We start from the raw sequence: 16082 nt of genomic DNA on the forward strand, positions 1-16082 counted from the left end.
ACGTGAGCCAGATTTTCGCCGACGTACCCGAGCGCAATCTCGACCGCCGGGAGCTGCGCGAGCTGGTCGACCGGCTCGCCGCCGAGCAGGCGGCGTGGGCGGAGCACGTCGACTTCCCCGACGACGGGGAGGGCAGGCACTACGCCTCCCTGCACCGCGACTCCTATGTGGACGTCTGGTTGCTGTGCTGGCGGCCGGAGGACGACACGGGCTGGCACGACCACGACACCTCCTCGGGGGCCGTCCGTGTGGTGACCGGCAAGCTGAAGGAGTGCAACCCGAGGATCGGCGGGGAGCACCTGGAGACGGAGGTGGCGGCCGGGGACTCGTTCTCGTTCGGCCCCGACCACATCCACCGCCTCACCGGCGCGGTCCACGGCAGCGTGTCGATCCACGCCTACTCCCCGCCGCTGTGGCGGATGGGCCAGTACTCGATCAGCGAGACCGGCGTGATGCGCCGCGTCTCGGTCAGCTACGCCGACGAACTGCGCCCGTTGGACACCGCCGTGGAGGGTGTCCAGGTGGCCTAGCGGGACCTGGCCGCGAGCACCGCGCGGGCGGTGCCGGGGTCGTCGGCGAAGACGCCGTCCACGCCCAGTTCGTACAGCCGGCCCAGCCAGCCGGTGACGTCGCCGTGGGCGCGGGCGTAGACCGGGCTCGCCGGGTTGCCGGTCCGGTGGTCCAGCGGGAGCTGGGAATTCTCGTTGCGGACCGTCCAGGTGTGCACGGCGAGCCGGGTCCGGTGCGCGTCGCGGATCAGCGTGGTCGGCGGCAGCAGCCTGCCGTCCGGCCCGGCCGGGACGATCCGGCGGGTGTCCACTCCGACCCCGTCCGCGTACTTCGCGATGTCGCGCAGCCCGGCGGGCGTGACCATCTGGTCATAGGTCAGCGGGTCGCCCGCCGCCACCCTGTCGTACGGCGCGCCGGAGGCCGAGATGAGCTGGATCAGCGGCAGCCGGGTCATCCTGCTCAGTTCGCGCAGGTTGGCGGTCTCGAACGACTGGATGAAGACCGGGTCCCTGCCGCCCCGCCAGCCGTTCGCGGCGAGCGTGGCGAGCAGCGGCTCCTCCAGCGACAGGCCGATGGAGTCGAAGTACGTCGGGTGCTTGGTCTCGGGGTACACGCCGACGCCGTGCCGCTGGGCGAGCTTGATCACCTCGTCGAAGGTCGGCACCACGGCCAGGCCGTCGTAGGCGGTGTTGCCCGGACGCAGCTCGGGCAGCCGCTCCTTGGCGCGCAGGGTGCGCAGCTCGGCCAGCGTGAAGTCCTCGGTGAACCAGCCGGTGACCTGCGCGCCGTCGATGGTCTTGGTGGTCCGGCGGCCGGCGAACTCCGGGTGCTGGCCCACGTCCGTGGTGCCGGAGATCTCGTTCTCGTGCCGGGCCACCAGAACGCCGTCCTTGGTGGAGACCAGGTCGGGTTCGATGTAGTCGGCACCGAGGGCGATGGCGGTCTCGTACGAGAGCAGGGTGTGTTCGGGGCGCAGCGCGCTCGCGCCCCGATGGCCGATGACGATGGCGGCGTCGGGGCGCCGCCGGTCCGCCGCGGCGGTCTCGGGTTGTAGCAGCACACCGGCGACGGTACCGCCGAGCAGCACGGCGAGGGCACCGGCCGCGAGGGCCTTGAGGGTCGTCATGCCCGGGAACGTACGGTCCCGGGGTGAAGATCAGGTGTTCTTCGCGCTACTCGCGGACACACAGCAGGTGGCGCACGGCTCGGTGTCCGGCAGCGTGACCCACAGGCAGCAGGTGCGCCGCCGGTAGCCGTCGGCGGTGAAGTCGATCAGGCCGCCGACCGGGTCGCCCACCGCGGCCAGCAGGTCGGCCGGGTGGGCGCCTGGGGGCAGCGTGTCCGCGAACGCGCGCACCGGGTGGACCAGCGACTCGGCGGTGGACCCCCACAGGTTGCGCTCGCCGACCTTGGTCAGCCGGCTGATCGCCCTGATCAGCGGGAGCTGGGCGGTCAGCAGCGCCTCCCTGACGGCGGTGCCCAGGTCGTCCACCACGACGGTGCCCGGCGCGCCCGCCAGCGGGTCGCCGGGGAGCACGGCGGTGCGGATCGAGGTGGCGGCGATGGTGATCCCCGTGTCGGAGGCCCGGTAGACGGTCTCGTCGAAGGGCATCAGCGGCACCCGCCGGTTGAGCGCCCAGCCGAGCGCCATCGGCATCGTGTGCCAGTAGGCGTAGGTCTTCCACATCAGCGCGGCGCGTACGTGCCGGGGCGCGTCGCGGACCACCGAGATGTGGTCGATCAGCCCGGCCAGCAGGTCGTACGGCGGGCGCGCCAGCTCGGCCACGGGAATCCAGCCGCCCTCGCCGGGGTCGGCGGTCAGGCCAGGGAGCAGCCCGGGAAGGCCGCCGCGCTCCGCGGCGTACCGCTCCAGCAGCTCACGCAGGCCGGCCAACGGCTCGGCCAGGGTAACCGTCATGATCCCCCCGAGGGAACGCCCACCAATTTAGGGAAGGCTCACCTTACTGAACACGCCTCCAAGTTACTACGGCCCCTGCCGTCTCGCGAGCGGCCCCTCCTGGTCCGGGGGAGTTCGGCATCCGTACAATCATTCACAACGCGAACAAGGCTCGACATCGGGAGCGACGGTGCCCTCAGACGTCTACGTGCTCGACGCAGTACGCACGCCCATCGGCAGGCACTCCGGCGCGCTCGCCGGAGTGCGGCCCGACGATCTGGCGGCGCATGTCGTGCGGTCCGTCGCGGGCCGGGCCCCTGACCTCGACCCCGCCGGGATCGACGACGTGTTCTTCGGCGCGGCCAACGCCGCCGGCGAGGACAACCGCAACGTCGCGCGGATGGCCGTGCTGCTGTCCGGGCTGCCGGTCACCGTGCCCGGCACCACCGTCAACCGGCTGTGCGGATCGGGCCTGGAGGCCGCCATCGCGGCCTCCCGCGCGATCGCGGTCGGCGACGCCTCACTGGTCGTCGCGGGCGGGTCGGAGTCGATGAGCCGCGCCCCGTGGGTGATGGCCAAGCCGGAACGCGGCTACGCGCGCGGCCCGCAGACCCTCCACGACACCGCGCTCGGCTGGCGGATGGTCAACCCCGAGATGCCGGAGCAGTGGACGGCCGCGCTCGGCGAGGGCGCGGAGATCCTGGCCGACCGCTACTCGCTGACCCGCGAGGCCCAGGACGCCTTCGCGCTGCGCAGCCACCACAACGCCGCCGCGGCCTGGGACCGCGGCGTCTACGCCGACGAAATCGTCCCGATCGCGGACCTGGACCGCGACGAGGGCATCCGCCCCGACGCAACGCCCGAGTCGCTGGGCAAGCTGAAGCCGGTCTTCCGCCGCGACGGCACCGTGACGGCGGGCAACGCCTCCCCGCTCAGCGACGGGGCCGCCGCGCTGCTGCTCGGCGACGAGGCGGGCGCGGCCACGGCCGGCAAGACCCCGCTGGCCAGGATCGTGGCCAGGGGCGTCGCCGGGGTCGAGCCGCACCTGTTCGGCATCGGCCCGGTCGAGGCGGCCCGTACCGCGCTCAAGCGGGCCGGGCTGACCTGGTCCGACCTGGCGGTCGTGGAGCTGAACGAGGCGTTCGCCGCGCAGTCGCTGGCCTGCCTGGCCGAATGGCCCGACCTGGACCCCGCGATCGTCAACCCGCACGGCGGGGCCATCGCGATCGGCCACCCGCTCGGCTGCTCGGGCGCGCGCGTCCTCGGCTCGCTGGCCTGGGAGCTGCACCGCCGGGGCGGCGGGTACGGCATGGCCGCCATCTGCATCGGCGTCGGCCAGGGCCTCGCGGTCGTGCTGGAAGGCTGCTGACCGTGGAGAGCGTGTTCGCCGGAACGCTTGCCAGGGGCGCCACGGCGAGCGAGGTCTCCGGCGCGGCCTGGCTCGCCGCGATGCTCGACGCCGAGGCCGGGCTGGCCGCCGCGCACGCGGCGCTCGGCCTGGTGCCCGCCGACGCCGCGGCGGCGATCGCCGCGGCCTGCCGTCCCGAGCGGTTCGACGCGCACGCGCTGGGCGAGCGGGCGGGCCTTTCCGGCAATCCGGTGGTCCCGCTGGTCAAGGCGCTGCGCGAGCTGGTCCCCGCCGAGCACCGGGGGCACGTGCACCTGGGGGCGACCAGCCAGGACATCCTGGACACCGCGGCGATGCTGGTCGCCGGGCGCGCGCTGGTCCCGCTCGCGGCCGACCTCGACGCCGCCGCCGACGCCTGCGCCGCCCTCGCCGTCCGGCACCGGGACACCGTGCTGCCCGGCCGCACCCTGCTCCAGCAGGCCGTGCCCACCACGTTCGGGCTCAAGGCCGCGGGGTGGCTGACCGCCCTGACCGCCGCCCGCGACCGGCTGCGCGCACTGCGCCGCCCCGTCCAGTACGGCGGGGCCGCGGGCACCCTGTCGGCGCTCGGCGACCGGGGCCACGAGGTCGTCGCCGCGTTCGCCTCCGAACTCGGCCTGGACGAACCGCTCATCCCCTGGCACACCGACCGCACCCCGGTGGCCGGGCTGGCCTGCGCGCTCGGCATCGCCGCCGGAGTGCTGGCCAAGATCGCCACCGATGTGAAGCTGCTGGCCCAGACCGAGGTCGGTGAGGCGGCCGAGCCGTCCGCGCCGGGCCGGGGCGGGTCCAGCGCGATGCCGCACAAGCGCAACCCGGTCGGCGCGATCTCCGTGCTGGCCTGCGCGCAGCGCGTACCCGGGCTGGTCGGCGCGGTGCTCGCCGGGATGGCCCAGGAGCACGAACGCGCCGCCGGGGCCTGGCAGGCCGAGCAGGAGACGCTGAGCGACCTGCTGCGGCTGACCGGCTCGGCCGCGTCCTGGGCGCGGGAGATCCTGGAAGGGCTGAGCGTGGACGAGGCGCGGATGCGCGCCAACCTCGCGGCCACCGGCGGCCTGCCGATGGCCGAGAGCGTGGTGGCCCGGCTGGGCGGCGGCCCGCGGGCCCGCGCCCTGGTGGACGCCGCCTGCGCGCGGGCCGTCGCCGAGGGCAGGCCGCTGGGCGAGGTCCTGGCCGCCGACGAAGACGTACGGCTCACGCCCGCCGAGATCGACGCCGCTCTCGATCCGGCCGGCTACCTCGGCTCCGCAGGGGCCTTCGTGGACCGTGCGCTGGCTCGCCGCAACACCCGGGAGGACCGATGATCATGCCCTACTACGAGACCGCGGGCGACCCCGCGGCGCCGGCCCTCGTGCTGTCCAACTCCCTCGGCACGACCACCGCCATGTGGGACGCGCTGGTCCCCCGGCTGGCCGAACACCACTGGGTGATCCGGTACGACCATCGCGGGCAGGGCCGCTCGCCGGTGCCCGCGGGGCCGTACCGGATCGGCGACCTGGGCGGCGACGTGCTCGCCCTGCTGGACCACCTGGGCGTCGGGCGGGCCCGCTTCGCCGGGGTGTCGCTGGGCGGAATGACCGGGATGTGGCTGGGCGCGCACGCCCCCGAGCGGATCGCGAGCCTGGCGCTGGTGTGCACCTCGGCCAAGATGGGGCCGCCGGAGATGTGGTCCCAGCGGATCACCACCGTGCTCGCCGAAGGGCCGCCCGCCGTGATCGAGGCGACGTTCAGCCGGTGGTTCACCCCTGGCTTCCCCGAACGCGAACCCGAGCTGGCGCGGACCTACCGGGCCATGTATCTCGGCAACCCGGCGGAAGGGTTCGCCGCCCTCTACGCCGCGATCAGGGACATGGACCTGACCGGCGACCTGCCGCAGATCACCGCGCCGACGCTGGTCGTGGCCGGGGCCGAGGACCGCTCGACGCCGCGCGAGCACGCCGAGACGATCGCCGGGCTGGTGCCCGGCGCCCGGCTCGCGGTGCTTCCCGGCGCGGCCCACCTGGCGGCCGTCGAACGACCGGACGACGTGCTGCGCCTGCTGATCGACCACTTCGGAAAGGACTGATCCGTTGGACCGGCGTGCTCAGGGCGAGGCGAGGCGGCGTGCCGTACTCGGGGACGAGCATGTGGACCGGGCGGCGGCCCGGACCACCCCCTTCACCGCCGACTTCCAGGACTTCATCACCCGCTACGCCTGGGGCGACATCTGGACCCGCCCCGGGCTGGACCTGCGTACCCGCAGTTGCATAACGCTCGCCCTGCTCACCGGGCTCGGCCACGAGCACGAGCTGGCCATGCACGTGCGCGCGGCGCTGCGCAACGGGGTGACCCCGGAGGAGATCAAGGAGGTCCTGCTCCATACCGGCGTTTACGCGGGGCTGCCCCCGGCCAACCGCGCGTTCGCCATCGCCCAGGACGTGCTCGCCGAAGACGCGGGAAAACCCGATGACGGACCCGGCTGACCCCGCTGCCGACCCTACTGCCGGCCCTCCTGTCGGCCCCGTTGCCGAACGGGCGCCCGAGCACGTCCAGTCGCTGGCCCGCGGGCTCGCGGTGATCCGCGCCTTCGGCGCCGACGCCCCCGAACTCACGCTGAGCGAGGTCGCCAGGGCCAGCGGGCTGACCCGCGCGGCGGCCAGGCGGTTCCTGCTCACGCTGGTCGACGTCGGATACGTGCGCACCGACGGGCGGCTGTTCGCGCTGTCGCCGCGCGTACTGGAACTCGGCTACGCCTACCTGTCCGGCCTCACCCTGCCCGAGGTCGCCCAGCCGCACCTGGAACGGCTGGTCGCCGAGGTCCACGAGTCGGCGTCGGTGGCGGTGCTGGACGCCGACGAGGTCGTCTACGTCGCCCGGGTGGCCACCAGCCGGATCATGCGGGTGGCCATCAACATCGGCACCCGCTTTCCCGCGCACTGCACCTCGATGGGCCGGGTGCTGCTGGCCTGGCTGCCCGGCCTGGCCGAACGGCTGGCGGGCATGGAACTGCACGGGCCGACCTCCCGGACCATCACCTCCCCCGGCGCGCTGGCCGCCGAGCTGGCCTCGGTGCGCGAACAGGGCTGGGCGCTGGTGGACCAGGAGCTGGAGGAGGGACTGCGGTCGATCGCCGCGCCGATCAGGAACCGGGCAGGGACGGTGGTCGCTGCGGTCAACCTGTCCACGCACGCCAGCCGTACCAGCGTCGCAGCCGCCCAGCGGGCCCTGCTGCCGCCGCTGCTGGCCACGGCGGGGCGGATCGAAGCCGACCTGCACGCGACGGGCGCGATGGCGAGCCGACTCACCGCCCCGTGACCGGCGCGTATTTGGGGGCTGTTTCTTTACGGCGGAGCCCAATGCCCGCCGCCCACCGTCCTCGGTAGAGATCGCGTCCCGCCGAGTGGTGGAAATTCCGTCTGCCTCCGCGCTGGTGTAATAGTCCAGTAATCACGTTCATACCTCGCGGACCGGCAGGAACGACCGCCGTCTCACCGCATCCTCAACTCCCGGCCGCACCGTGTTTCAGCGAACTCTCCTGCTGGCGGCGACACGGCCGCAAGGCCGCGGGCGCGGTCTCAGGCGGTGGCCGGGGTGGCCGCTGGTCTGGTACACCGGCGGGCGACTGGAGTACCGCGATGACGCTCTGCCGACCATGGAGCCGCCCTTCCCGGCTCTGCTCTGCCCCCGGCCGGTCATCGGGGTCACCATGGTCGGCGTCGTCACCGTTCACAGTCGGCTCGTCGTGCCGGAAGTGAGCACGTCAGCCCCGCCGAGTTCAGCCGAGGAACAAGCCGTTCCAGCCGTAACCCACCCTGGTGCCGGTGCCGGTGAAGGGGGTGGCGGCGTTGCCGGTGTGAGCGAACAGCAGGAGGTCGCCCGTGCTGGTCTTGCGGGCCAGCAGGTCGATTTTGTGGTCGTTGTCGAAGTCGCCGGAGAGGAGGGCGTTCATGTCATTGAGGCGGGGGCCGGCGACGGTTCCAGTGCCGGTGAAGGGGGCGGCCGGGTTGCCGGTGTGGGCGAACAGCAGCAGTTCGTTGTTGCTGAGTCTGCGGCTGATCAGGTCCACCTTGCCGTCCATGTTGAGGTCGCCCGGGAGAAGGGAGGCGCTGGCGTCGAAGCCGACGCCGACGACGGTTGCCTTCCCCGTGAAGGGGGCGGCCCGGTTGCCGGTGTGCGCGAGTAGCAGCAGTTCGCCGGTGCTGGCTTTGCGGCTGATCAGGTCCACCTTGCCATCGAGGGTGAAGTCGCCCGCGAGGAGGGCGTTGCTCGCGTCGAAGCCGGTGCCGATGACGGTTCCGGTGCTGGTGAAGGGGGCGGCCGGGTTGCCGGTGTGGGCGAACAGCAGCAGTTCGCCGCTGTCGGCTTTGCGGGTGACCAGGTCCGCCTTGCCGTCGAGGGTGAAGTCGGCGGTGACCCAGGCGTTGCTGACGTTGAAGCCGCTGCCGACGCGGTAGGGGACCTTGAAGCTGGGGGCTCCGGTGCCGGGATACAGGAGGAGGTCGCCGGTCGCGTCCCGGGCCAGGACGTCGGCCTTGCCGTCGAGGTCGAAGTCCGCGAGGGATCCCAGCGGGGCTTTCAGGCCGGCGGCGACGTCGAGTTCCAGCCGCGGGGTGGTGGCGGTCCCGGTAGGGATCCGCCGGCCGGTGCTCTCGATCTTCGTTTCGAGTTCCCCTATGGCGATCCGCGGGAAGACCTGGCGCAGCACGGCATAGGCGCCGGTGACGTGCGGGGCGGCCATGGAGGTCCCGCTCATGGAGCCCTGTTTGTTGCCGGGGATCGAGGAGACGATGTCGGTTCCTGGGGCGAAGACGTCCAGCAGCGGGCCGCGGTTGCTGAAGTCGGACACCTGGTCCGCCTTGGTGGTGCTGCCCACGGCGATGGCCGAGGAGACGCAGGAGGGCGAGTTGACGGCGTCGGAGTAGCCGCTGTTGCCGGCCGCGACGACGGTGGCCACCCCGGCCGTGAGCAGGGCGTCGATGGCCGGTTTGAGCGTGTCGCTGTCGCAGTACGCCCTGTACCGGCCGCCGCCCAGGCTGAGATTGACCGCCACCACCGGGGTACCGGCCTGGCGTAACTGGCGGACCTTCTCCAGCGCGGCGATCTGGGCGCTGGGGAAGGAGAGGATGCACGGCGACCCGTCAAGTCCGCAGTAGGAGTCGGAGTCGAACTTGCTGAAGACCTGGATCGCGACGACCTTCGCGGCCGGAGCGACGCCGCCCGCGCCCGCGGCGATTCCGGCCACGTGGGTGCCGTGCGCGCAGTCAAGGCCACCCTGGGCGCAGGGGCCCTTCTCAGAGTCGGCGGTGCCCGGCCCCTCCTGCTGGGCGGTGCCGTTCGGGCATAGGCTGGTGGCGGAGTAGTTCGCGTCGATGGGGGAGAAGCACGCCTCGGCCACGACCCGGCCGCCCAGGAAGGGGTGCCGGGTGGCCACCCCCGTGTCCAGGATGGCGACCGCGGTGCCGGTGCCGGTGAACCCGGCGGCACGGGTACGGTTCGCGCCGATGAGCGGGATGCTCCTGTCGAGCGCCGGGGGGACGGGGGTGTCCTCGGAGACGCTGACCACCCCCGGCTGGCGCCTCAGCCTCTCCAGCGCGGCCCGGTCGCCGCGCACGGTGACCACGGGGAGCTCGGTGAACGTCTGGAGCACCGGACCGGTGGCCGCCGCGTCCGGGAGGTCGGCGCGGTTCTTGGTCACCACGTTCAGCCGGACGTGGCCGCCGGCCGACAGCTTGTCCGCCAGACCGGGTTCCACCCACGGGCTGTCAGGGCCGGGTGGTGCGGCGGCGGCCACGCCACCGGGAACCACCGATAGGGCCACCGCTGTCGCGAGGGCCACCGCTGCCGCCAGGGCGCGACGGGCCAGAGGAATCATGACCACTCTCCGCTCGAATCAGGGATCACGGCCGCCGGTTCGGGGGCCGCGCAGGGGGATCCAGAGCAACCAGGCTTGCAGTGCACCGCAGGCCGCCATCGCGGCGGTCAGTGCGGGGCCGTCGAGTTCCCTTGTGAGGAACCCGGCCCAGGGCGGTGCCATGACAAGGAGGGACGAGGGCAGGGCGACGGCGATCAACAACAGCGCCGCGACGATCGGGGTGCCCCGATACCGGGTGTAGCAGACGACATAAGCCGTGGACGCCGCGACGACGACGAGGTACGTACCCGGCCGCCCATGCGGCCCGCCTGCCGTGCGTGCGCCTGCGGATTCTGGTGACGATCCAGCTCATGAGCGTTCACCGGCCCGGGAAGAGTACGGCGGGGTGGTGGGGCCGGTCGGCCGACCGGCCCCACCTTGACGGACACACGTGCAAGATCAGGAGCTGTGTTCGGCCTGCGCCGTTCTTAGGATTACCGCAGCGGACGCCCCGCCGGTAGACCCACGGCACAACCACTCTTTCGCCGCCCAGCATGCCCCGTTACGGCCTGGTGCCCGGTGTTTCGCGTGCGCCGTGGTCGTGTCCCACCGAGTGGTTTTAACGAGAGCAGTCCGAGCGGAGTTCGTGCAGGTCGGCTGCTTCCGGCGGACAGAAATTCCACCACTCTGCGGGCACTATTGGCGAGATGACCGGCAGTTCGCGATGACCGGTAGGTGGAGCCGGAGGATTGTGTCGTCGGTCGGTGCGAGGCGACGGAGGCGGCAAGTGGCAAGTGGCAAGGGATGCCGACCGGTCGCGTCCGGGTCTGCGGGCGAGAGGCAACGGTCGTCTGCGAATTCGCCAACCGTATCCTCTGCGAGACGCGATCCTCGCCATTCCAGCACCGGCCAAAGAGAGAAGTCTTTTCAGACGTGTCCCGCCGTTGTCCATGTCGCCCGCCCTTACCCACTCACCGCCCTTTACAGGGGGATGCCACCACCTCGGGTTCGCGTCAGGAGATCGACACCCGACACCACCGTAGAGCTCACCAGAAGCAGCACCGCTCCACGAGCCGTCCCCCCACGACACCCCCGAGACCGGGACACACGGCACACGAGAACCCCAACGTCGGGCGAAGCCCGATCCCGGGAAAACGCCCGAGCGCCAGCACGCACTTCAGCACGCGCAACGCGCTCGCGTCCCCGCGAGTGGTGGAAATTCCACCGGTCTCCGCGTTCCGACGCGCCGGAGGGCGTCGGCGGACGCCGGGCGCGTCGTGCGCCTCACGGTGGTGGTGTGGCCGGGCGGTGAGGGTGCGGTAAACGGTGACCGTTCCTGCCGGTCTGCAAGGCTGATCATGATCATCGGGCCTTTACACCATTCGGTGGGACACGACCTACGATAATCCCGAGACCGGGACACACGGCAGATGACCAACCCCGACGTCGGGCGAAGCCCGACCCCAGAAAGCGCCCGAGCACCAGCGAGGCCCACCCGCTCCCCCGCGACCGTGCCGATGGGAAAATGTGGCGGTTGTCGTTCGCTCCACGGAAAGGCTTTTCGCTATGGCCGTCATTCATCACACCACCGTCAAACCGACCAAGCTGGAACTGCTCACCTCCTGGCTGCCCACGCGGCCGTGGTACACCGGCGGCGCGGGCGGCCCTGCCCTCGCCAGGGCGGGCGGCTTTCGCCTGGACGACCCGCAGGGCGCGGTCGGGATCGAGTTCATCGTGGTCAACGACACCTCCGGCACCGCACCTGCCACCTACCTGGTGCCGCTGACCTATCGCGGCGCCCCGCTCGACGGGGCCGAACACGCGCTCCTCGGCACCATGGAGCACGGGGTGCTGGGACGGCGCTGGATCTATGACGGCTGCCACGACCCGGTGCTGCTCGCCGAGCTGCCGGCCCTGATCGGCGGCCGGGTACAGGCCCAGGACCAGAACATCAGCGACACCCTCGACCCGGACGTCGTCCGCTCCTGCGCGGGCCCTGTCCCGGACGGTTTCACCACCGCCACCGACGAGCCGGAGGCCACGGTGCTCTCCGCGCCCGCGCACGGGGCCACCCTGCGGGTGCAGCGGGTGCTGCGCCCCGCCGTGGACGACGCGCCCGTCCTGGCCACGGAGGCGCTTGGCCACGTCGCCGGGGCCTGGGACCTGCCGGACGGCACCCGCGCGCGGGGGTTGTTCGCGGTCCTGTACGCCTGAGCCGGTCATCGCCCACCCCGGCAGGGTGGGTAATGTCTGGGTGTCAGAAGTTAGGGTGACCTAAGGGGGAAGCGCCCATGGAGTCGATCGCGACGGTGGCCACCGACCGCCCCGAACGCTATCTCAAGCAGCTCTGCTCGCACCTGGGCCGCAAGGTGCAGGCCGACTACACCGAGACGCAGGGCCTGCTGACCTTCGCCTACGGCCAGTGCGAACTGGCCGTGCGGCCGGGGGGCCTGGTGCTCAACGCCGCCGCGCCGACCGCCGACGACCTCGCCAAGGTGGAGGACGTGGTCGGCCGCCACCTCATCCGCTTCGGCGAGCGCGACGAACTGGACGTCCAGTGGAAGGCGGCCGGGGAGAGCTGACCACCCCGGCGCCGGTACGGGGATATGCCGTCGCTAAATGTCAGTGGGCCGGGTCACACTGTCAGCATGGCCCGCTCCCCCCGCGCGACGGCACCGCGAGACGGTGCAGACGAAGGTGACGGCGAAGAGCCGATCGAAGGGCTGGGCGAGCTGGCCCTGCCCAAGTGGTTCGCCCTCAACGACAAGATGGCCGGGGTGGGGTTCCTCACCGTGGCCAGGCGGCTGCCCTCGCTGGTCCGCCACGCCCTGCGGATGGCCTGGCAGGCCAGCCCCCGCGACACCGCCGCCACCATCGCGCTGAGCCTGCTCGGCGGGGTCTTCACCGCGTTCGGGCTGCTCGCCACGACCGGCGTCCTTGAGGCGCTGTTCGCCGAGGGTCCCACCCCCGAGCGGATCACGGCGGCGCTGCCCAGCCTCGCCGTGGTCGCCGCCGCCGCGGCCATCCGCACCTCGCTCTCGGCCGGCGCGGGCTGGGCGCAGGCCCGGCTCGACCCGCAGGTCAGCCGGATCGCCGAACAGCGCCTCTACGGCATGACCAGCCAGGTCGAGCTGGTCGCCTTCGACGACCCCGACTTCCACGACGCCCTGCAACGGGCCCGGCTGCGCGGCGTCGGGAGCGCCGACTCCGTGGTGAGCGGGGCGATCGACGTGCTGACCGGCACGGTGGGCATCGCCGCCGTGGCGAGCGTGCTCGGCGTGCTGCATCCGGTGCTGCTGTCGCTGCTGGTCCTCGCCGTGCTGCCGGACGCCTGGGCGGCGGTCCGGTCGGCGCGGATGCGCTACACGACGATGCGGGCGCTGATCCCCGCGCACCGCCGCAAGTGGATCGTCTCCGAGCTGCTGGCCGACCGCGATCCGGCGGCCGAGGTCCGGTCGTTCACGATGCGCGCGTTCCTGATGCGCATGCACGACACGGTGGCCAGGGTCGAGCAGCGGATCATGATACGACTGGCCGGCCGGCAGACCGCCGCCCGGCTGATCGGCGAGGCGCTGAGCGGCGTCGGCAGCGGCGCGGTCTATGTCGCGCTCGGGCTGTTGCTGATGGCGGGGGCGGTCCCGCTGGCGGTCGCGGGCACCGCCGTCCTCGCGATCAGGTCCGGGCAGGCCTCCCTGAACACCCTGCTGTACGCGACCAACCGGCTCTATGAGGAAGGTCTCTACTTCACCGACTTCCTCGACTTCTGCGCCGAGGCCGAGGCCAGGCTCCAGCGGCGGCCCCGGTCCGTCCCGGCCCCCGCGTCCTTCGAGCGGATCTCCGTCGAAGACGTCACGTTCACCTATCCGGCCGCCGACTCCCCCGCGCTGCGCGGCGTGTCGCTGCACGTCGCGCGGGGCGAGGTGGTCGCGCTGGTCGGCGAGAACGGCTCCGGCAAGACCACCCTGGCCAAGATCCTCGCGGGCCTGTACGAGCCCGACGGAGGCCGGGTGACCTGGGACGACACCGATCTCGCCGGCATCGACCCGCACGAGCTGCGCGCCCGCATCGCGGTCATCGCCCAAGATCACACCCGCTGGCCGCTGACCGCCCGGCACAACATCACCATGGGCACCGACAAGGGCGAGCCCGCGATGATCTCCGCGGCGGAGGTCGCCGGGGCCGACGAGGTGGTGGCCGAGCTGCCGGCCGGCTACGAAACACTGCTGGACCGGCGGTTCAAGGACGGCAAGGAGCTGTCCGGCGGCCAGTGGCAGCGCATCGCCGTGGCCCGGGGCTTCTACCGTGACGCGCCGCTGCTCATCTGCGACGAGCCGACCGCCGCCCTCGACGCCCGCGCCGAGCACGCCCTGTTCGAGCGGGTCAGGCGGCACGCCGACGGCCGCACGGTGCTGCTGATCACCCATCGGATGGCCAGCGTCCGCTACGCCGACCGCATCTACGTCCTCGACCACGGCGAGGTCGCCGAACAGGGCACCCACGGCGAGCTGCTGGCCCGCGGCGGCATCTACGCCGATCTCTACACCATCCAGGCCCGCGCCTACGCCGCCGACCCCGCACCGCGCTGACCTCGGGCCGACCTCGGGCCGCGCTGACCTCGGGCCGACCTCGGGCCGACCCCGATCCGACCCCGATCCGACCTCGGGCCGACCTCGGCTCGGCTCACCCGGCCGTCATCGACTTCAGCACGGCGGTGGCCACCGCGCGGGCCGGGTTCGGCCCGGCGGTCCCCTCCGCCGCGCCGTGCGGCTCCACGGTCACCCCGACCGCCACCTCCGGCCGCCCGGCGGGGGCGAAGCCGGTGGCCACCGTCGCCTCGCCCGGGGTCGCCGCCCCGGCGGCGGTGCCGACGTCGTCGCCGTCCCGGGTCATCATCCGGGCGATCCGGCCCGCCACCCGGGCGGACATCGCCCGGCGGTACGCCCTCGGCGCGGTGCGTTCGAGGAGCGTGCCGTCGCGTGTCCGGATCTCGTGCACCAGGTGCGGGCGCATCAGCACGCCCCCGTTCGCGATGGCCGCCGACAGCATGGCGATCTCCAGCGGCGTGGCCCTGGCCCCCTTCCCCGGGAACACGCTCGGCGCCACCCGCAGCGGGACGTACAGGTCGGGGGCGTTGAAGCCGAGCCCCTCCGCCTGCCGGCGCACCGGACCGCCGCCGAGCCGGGCGGCCCGGGTGACGATCCCGAGCGCGGGGCCGAGCGGATATGACCTGTTCAGCGCCCGGTTCACCAGTGGATCGCCGCTGGTGCGGGCCAGCTCGGCCTCGGTACGGCGCAGCGCGGCCGGATCGTGGGTGGCCAGCCGGTCGGGGTCGTAGGAGGGCTGCGAGACCAGCGCCAGGATGGCGCCGGTGGCCGGTTCGAGCACGACGACCGCGCCCCGCCGCCCGGTCGCGCGCAACGCCTGGTGCGCGGCCCGCTGCGCGCGCTCGTCGATGGTCAGCCGTACCGAGGCCGCGGCCCCCGGGCCGAAGCCGCCGATGAGGGCCCGGACCCGCACCCGCGGATCGGCGCCGGACAGCACCGCGTTCCGCGCCGCCTCCATGCCGGTGGCCCCGTGCAGCGAGAGGTAGCCGGTCACCGCGGCATAGGACGCCCCGCCCGGATAGACCCGCTGGAAGCCGAACCGCCCGCGCTGCCGCACGCTCGCCGCCAGGATCCCGCCGCCCCTGGTGAGCAGTTCCCCCCGAGGGCGGCCGAACCGGTCGAGCTGGGCGCGCAGGTTGCGATGATCGAGGCGCAGGCCGTCCGCGCCGAACGTCTGCACCTGGCTGACCTGCCCGAGCGAGACGAACATCAGCACCGCGCAGCCCACCGCGACGCGCCGCAGCGGAACGTTCATCCGCCTCGCCCACGCCCCGCCCATCCCGGCTCCCCAGCCCGTGTACCGTCCCTTTCGTCCGGTCTAACAAGCGAGCGGGAAAGCCCGCCCCCGCTGCGGGCAACCACCGGCTCAAAGCTGGGGATCTCAGACCGTGATGGGACGCAGGTCGTTTTCGGGGGCGGCCACTGAGGTCTCGGCTGAGGTCCCGGCGGCCCGCAGGATGTCCTGGTACCAGGAGATCTTGCTCTTGATCGCCTGCTGCTGCGCCCGCAGATGGCCGAGCCGGTCCTCCACCCGCCGGTCGTGCCGGGCCAGCAGGGCCACCCGATCGGCGATCGTATGGTCACCGGCCCGGGTCAGCTCCGCGAACCTCAGCATCTCCGCGATCGGCATCCCGGTGTCACGCAGGCACCGGACCATGCTCAGCCAGTTCAGATCCCGATCGACGAACCGCCGCTGGCCGGCGGCGTTACGCATGATCGGTTCCAGCAGCCCGATCCGCTCGTAGTAGCGCAAGGTGTCAAGGCTGAACCCCGTCCGCTCGACCACCTGCGCCGGTGTGTAGGTCTCCACCGTCGCAGCATTCCACCTGGAGGGCACTCCAGGTCAAACTCCAT

Annotated in this window: 14 protein-coding genes and 1 pseudogene; 9 read left to right on the top strand and 6 right to left on the bottom strand. The window is 72.6% G+C overall.

Annotation, left to right across the window (positions count from 1 at the left end; translation table 11 throughout):
• Window positions 1-2 precede the first annotated feature (2 nt).
• A complete protein-coding gene (locus ACH34R_RS13445; protein ID WP_397561710.1) occupies window positions 3-530 on the top strand; it encodes a cysteine dioxygenase in 528 nt (175 codons plus the stop codon).
• On the opposite strand, the gene ACH34R_RS13450 is transcribed toward ACH34R_RS13445, so the two are convergent.
• Entirely contained in the window at window positions 527-1636 is a 1110-nt protein-coding gene (locus ACH34R_RS13450; RefSeq protein ID WP_397561711.1) for a glycerophosphodiester phosphodiesterase, read from the bottom strand. The two genes, ACH34R_RS13445 and ACH34R_RS13450, sit on opposite strands and share 4 nt — an antisense overlap.
• Window positions 1637-1666: 30 nt before the next feature.
• Window positions 1667-2428, bottom strand: coding sequence for a hypothetical protein (locus ACH34R_RS13455; protein ID WP_397561712.1), 762 nt, complete (start codon window positions 2426-2428; stop codon window positions 1667-1669).
• A gap of 169 nt (window positions 2429-2597) precedes the next feature.
• On the opposite strand from ACH34R_RS13455, the gene ACH34R_RS13460 reads away from it, so the two are divergent.
• From ACH34R_RS13460 to ACH34R_RS13480, 5 genes are read left to right on the top strand one after another with little or no spacing between them, the layout of a single operon-like run.
• Window positions 2598-3776, top strand: coding sequence for a thiolase family protein (locus ACH34R_RS13460; RefSeq protein ID WP_397561713.1), 1179 nt, complete (start codon window positions 2598-2600; stop codon window positions 3774-3776).
• Between the two features lie 11 nt (window positions 3777-3787).
• Window positions 3788-5098, top strand: a complete 1311-nt coding sequence (pcaB, locus tag ACH34R_RS13465) for a 3-carboxy-cis,cis-muconate cycloisomerase (RefSeq protein ID WP_397561714.1) — start codon at window positions 3788-3790, stop codon at window positions 5096-5098.
• Window positions 5095-5859: a 3-oxoadipate enol-lactonase gene (gene pcaD, locus ACH34R_RS13470; RefSeq protein ID WP_397561715.1), complete on the top strand. Its 765-nt coding sequence runs from the start codon at window positions 5095-5097 to the stop codon at window positions 5857-5859. The genes pcaB and pcaD overlap by 4 nt, the downstream gene beginning before the upstream one ends.
• 4 nt (window positions 5860-5863) lie before the next feature.
• Window positions 5864-6256, top strand: coding sequence for a 4-carboxymuconolactone decarboxylase (pcaC, locus tag ACH34R_RS13475; protein WP_397561716.1), 393 nt, complete (start codon window positions 5864-5866; stop codon window positions 6254-6256).
• The gene (locus ACH34R_RS13480) at window positions 6240-7088 is read left to right on the top strand and encodes an IclR family transcriptional regulator C-terminal domain-containing protein (protein ID WP_397561717.1); all 849 of its coding nucleotides are present in this window, start codon (window positions 6240-6242) and stop codon (window positions 7086-7088) included. The genes pcaC and ACH34R_RS13480 overlap by 17 nt, the downstream gene beginning before the upstream one ends.
• 460 nt (window positions 7089-7548) lie before the next feature.
• Here the strand turns inward: ACH34R_RS13480 and ACH34R_RS13485 are convergent, their stop codons facing one another.
• Window positions 7549-9525 carry a S8 family serine peptidase gene (locus ACH34R_RS13485; RefSeq protein WP_397561718.1) on the bottom strand — a complete coding sequence of 659 codons (1977 nt, stop codon included), beginning with the start codon at window positions 9523-9525 and terminating at the stop codon, window positions 7549-7551.
• Between the two features lie 138 nt (window positions 9526-9663).
• A pseudogene (locus tag ACH34R_RS13490) lies at window positions 9664-9918 on the bottom strand (SCO4225 family membrane protein); the annotation flags it as partial.
• A 1272-nt stretch (window positions 9919-11190) separates the two neighbouring features.
• Between ACH34R_RS13490 and ACH34R_RS13495 the strand changes: the two are divergent.
• From ACH34R_RS13495 to ACH34R_RS13505, 3 genes are all read left to right on the top strand, one after another.
• Window positions 11191-11838, top strand: a complete 648-nt coding sequence (locus ACH34R_RS13495) for a 1,4-alpha-glucan branching protein (protein ID WP_397561719.1) — start codon at window positions 11191-11193, stop codon at window positions 11836-11838.
• Window positions 11839-11915: 77 nt separating this feature from the next.
• The gene (locus tag ACH34R_RS13500; protein ID WP_397561720.1) at window positions 11916-12206 is read left to right on the top strand and encodes a DUF2218 domain-containing protein; all 291 of its coding nucleotides are present in this window, start codon (window positions 11916-11918) and stop codon (window positions 12204-12206) included.
• A 66-nt stretch (window positions 12207-12272) separates the two neighbouring features.
• Complete coding sequence (locus ACH34R_RS13505) at window positions 12273-14210, top strand: ABC transporter ATP-binding protein (protein ID WP_397561721.1); 1938 nt, start codon at window positions 12273-12275, stop codon at window positions 14208-14210.
• 94 nt (window positions 14211-14304) lie between these two features.
• Here the strand turns inward: ACH34R_RS13505 and ACH34R_RS13510 are convergent, their stop codons facing one another.
• Window positions 14305-15483, bottom strand: a complete 1179-nt coding sequence (locus tag ACH34R_RS13510) for a penicillin-binding transpeptidase domain-containing protein (protein ID WP_397561722.1) — start codon at window positions 15481-15483, stop codon at window positions 14305-14307.
• Window positions 15484-15609: 126 nt separating this feature from the next.
• Entirely contained in the window at window positions 15610-16038 is a 429-nt protein-coding gene (locus tag ACH34R_RS13515; protein ID WP_397561723.1) for a MerR family transcriptional regulator, read from the bottom strand.
• Window positions 16039-16082 lie beyond the last annotated feature (44 nt).

The organism is Spongiactinospora sp. 9N601, assembly GCF_044326295.1.
Classification (GTDB): domain Bacteria; phylum Actinomycetota; class Actinomycetes; order Streptosporangiales; family Streptosporangiaceae; genus Spongiactinospora; species Spongiactinospora gelatinilytica.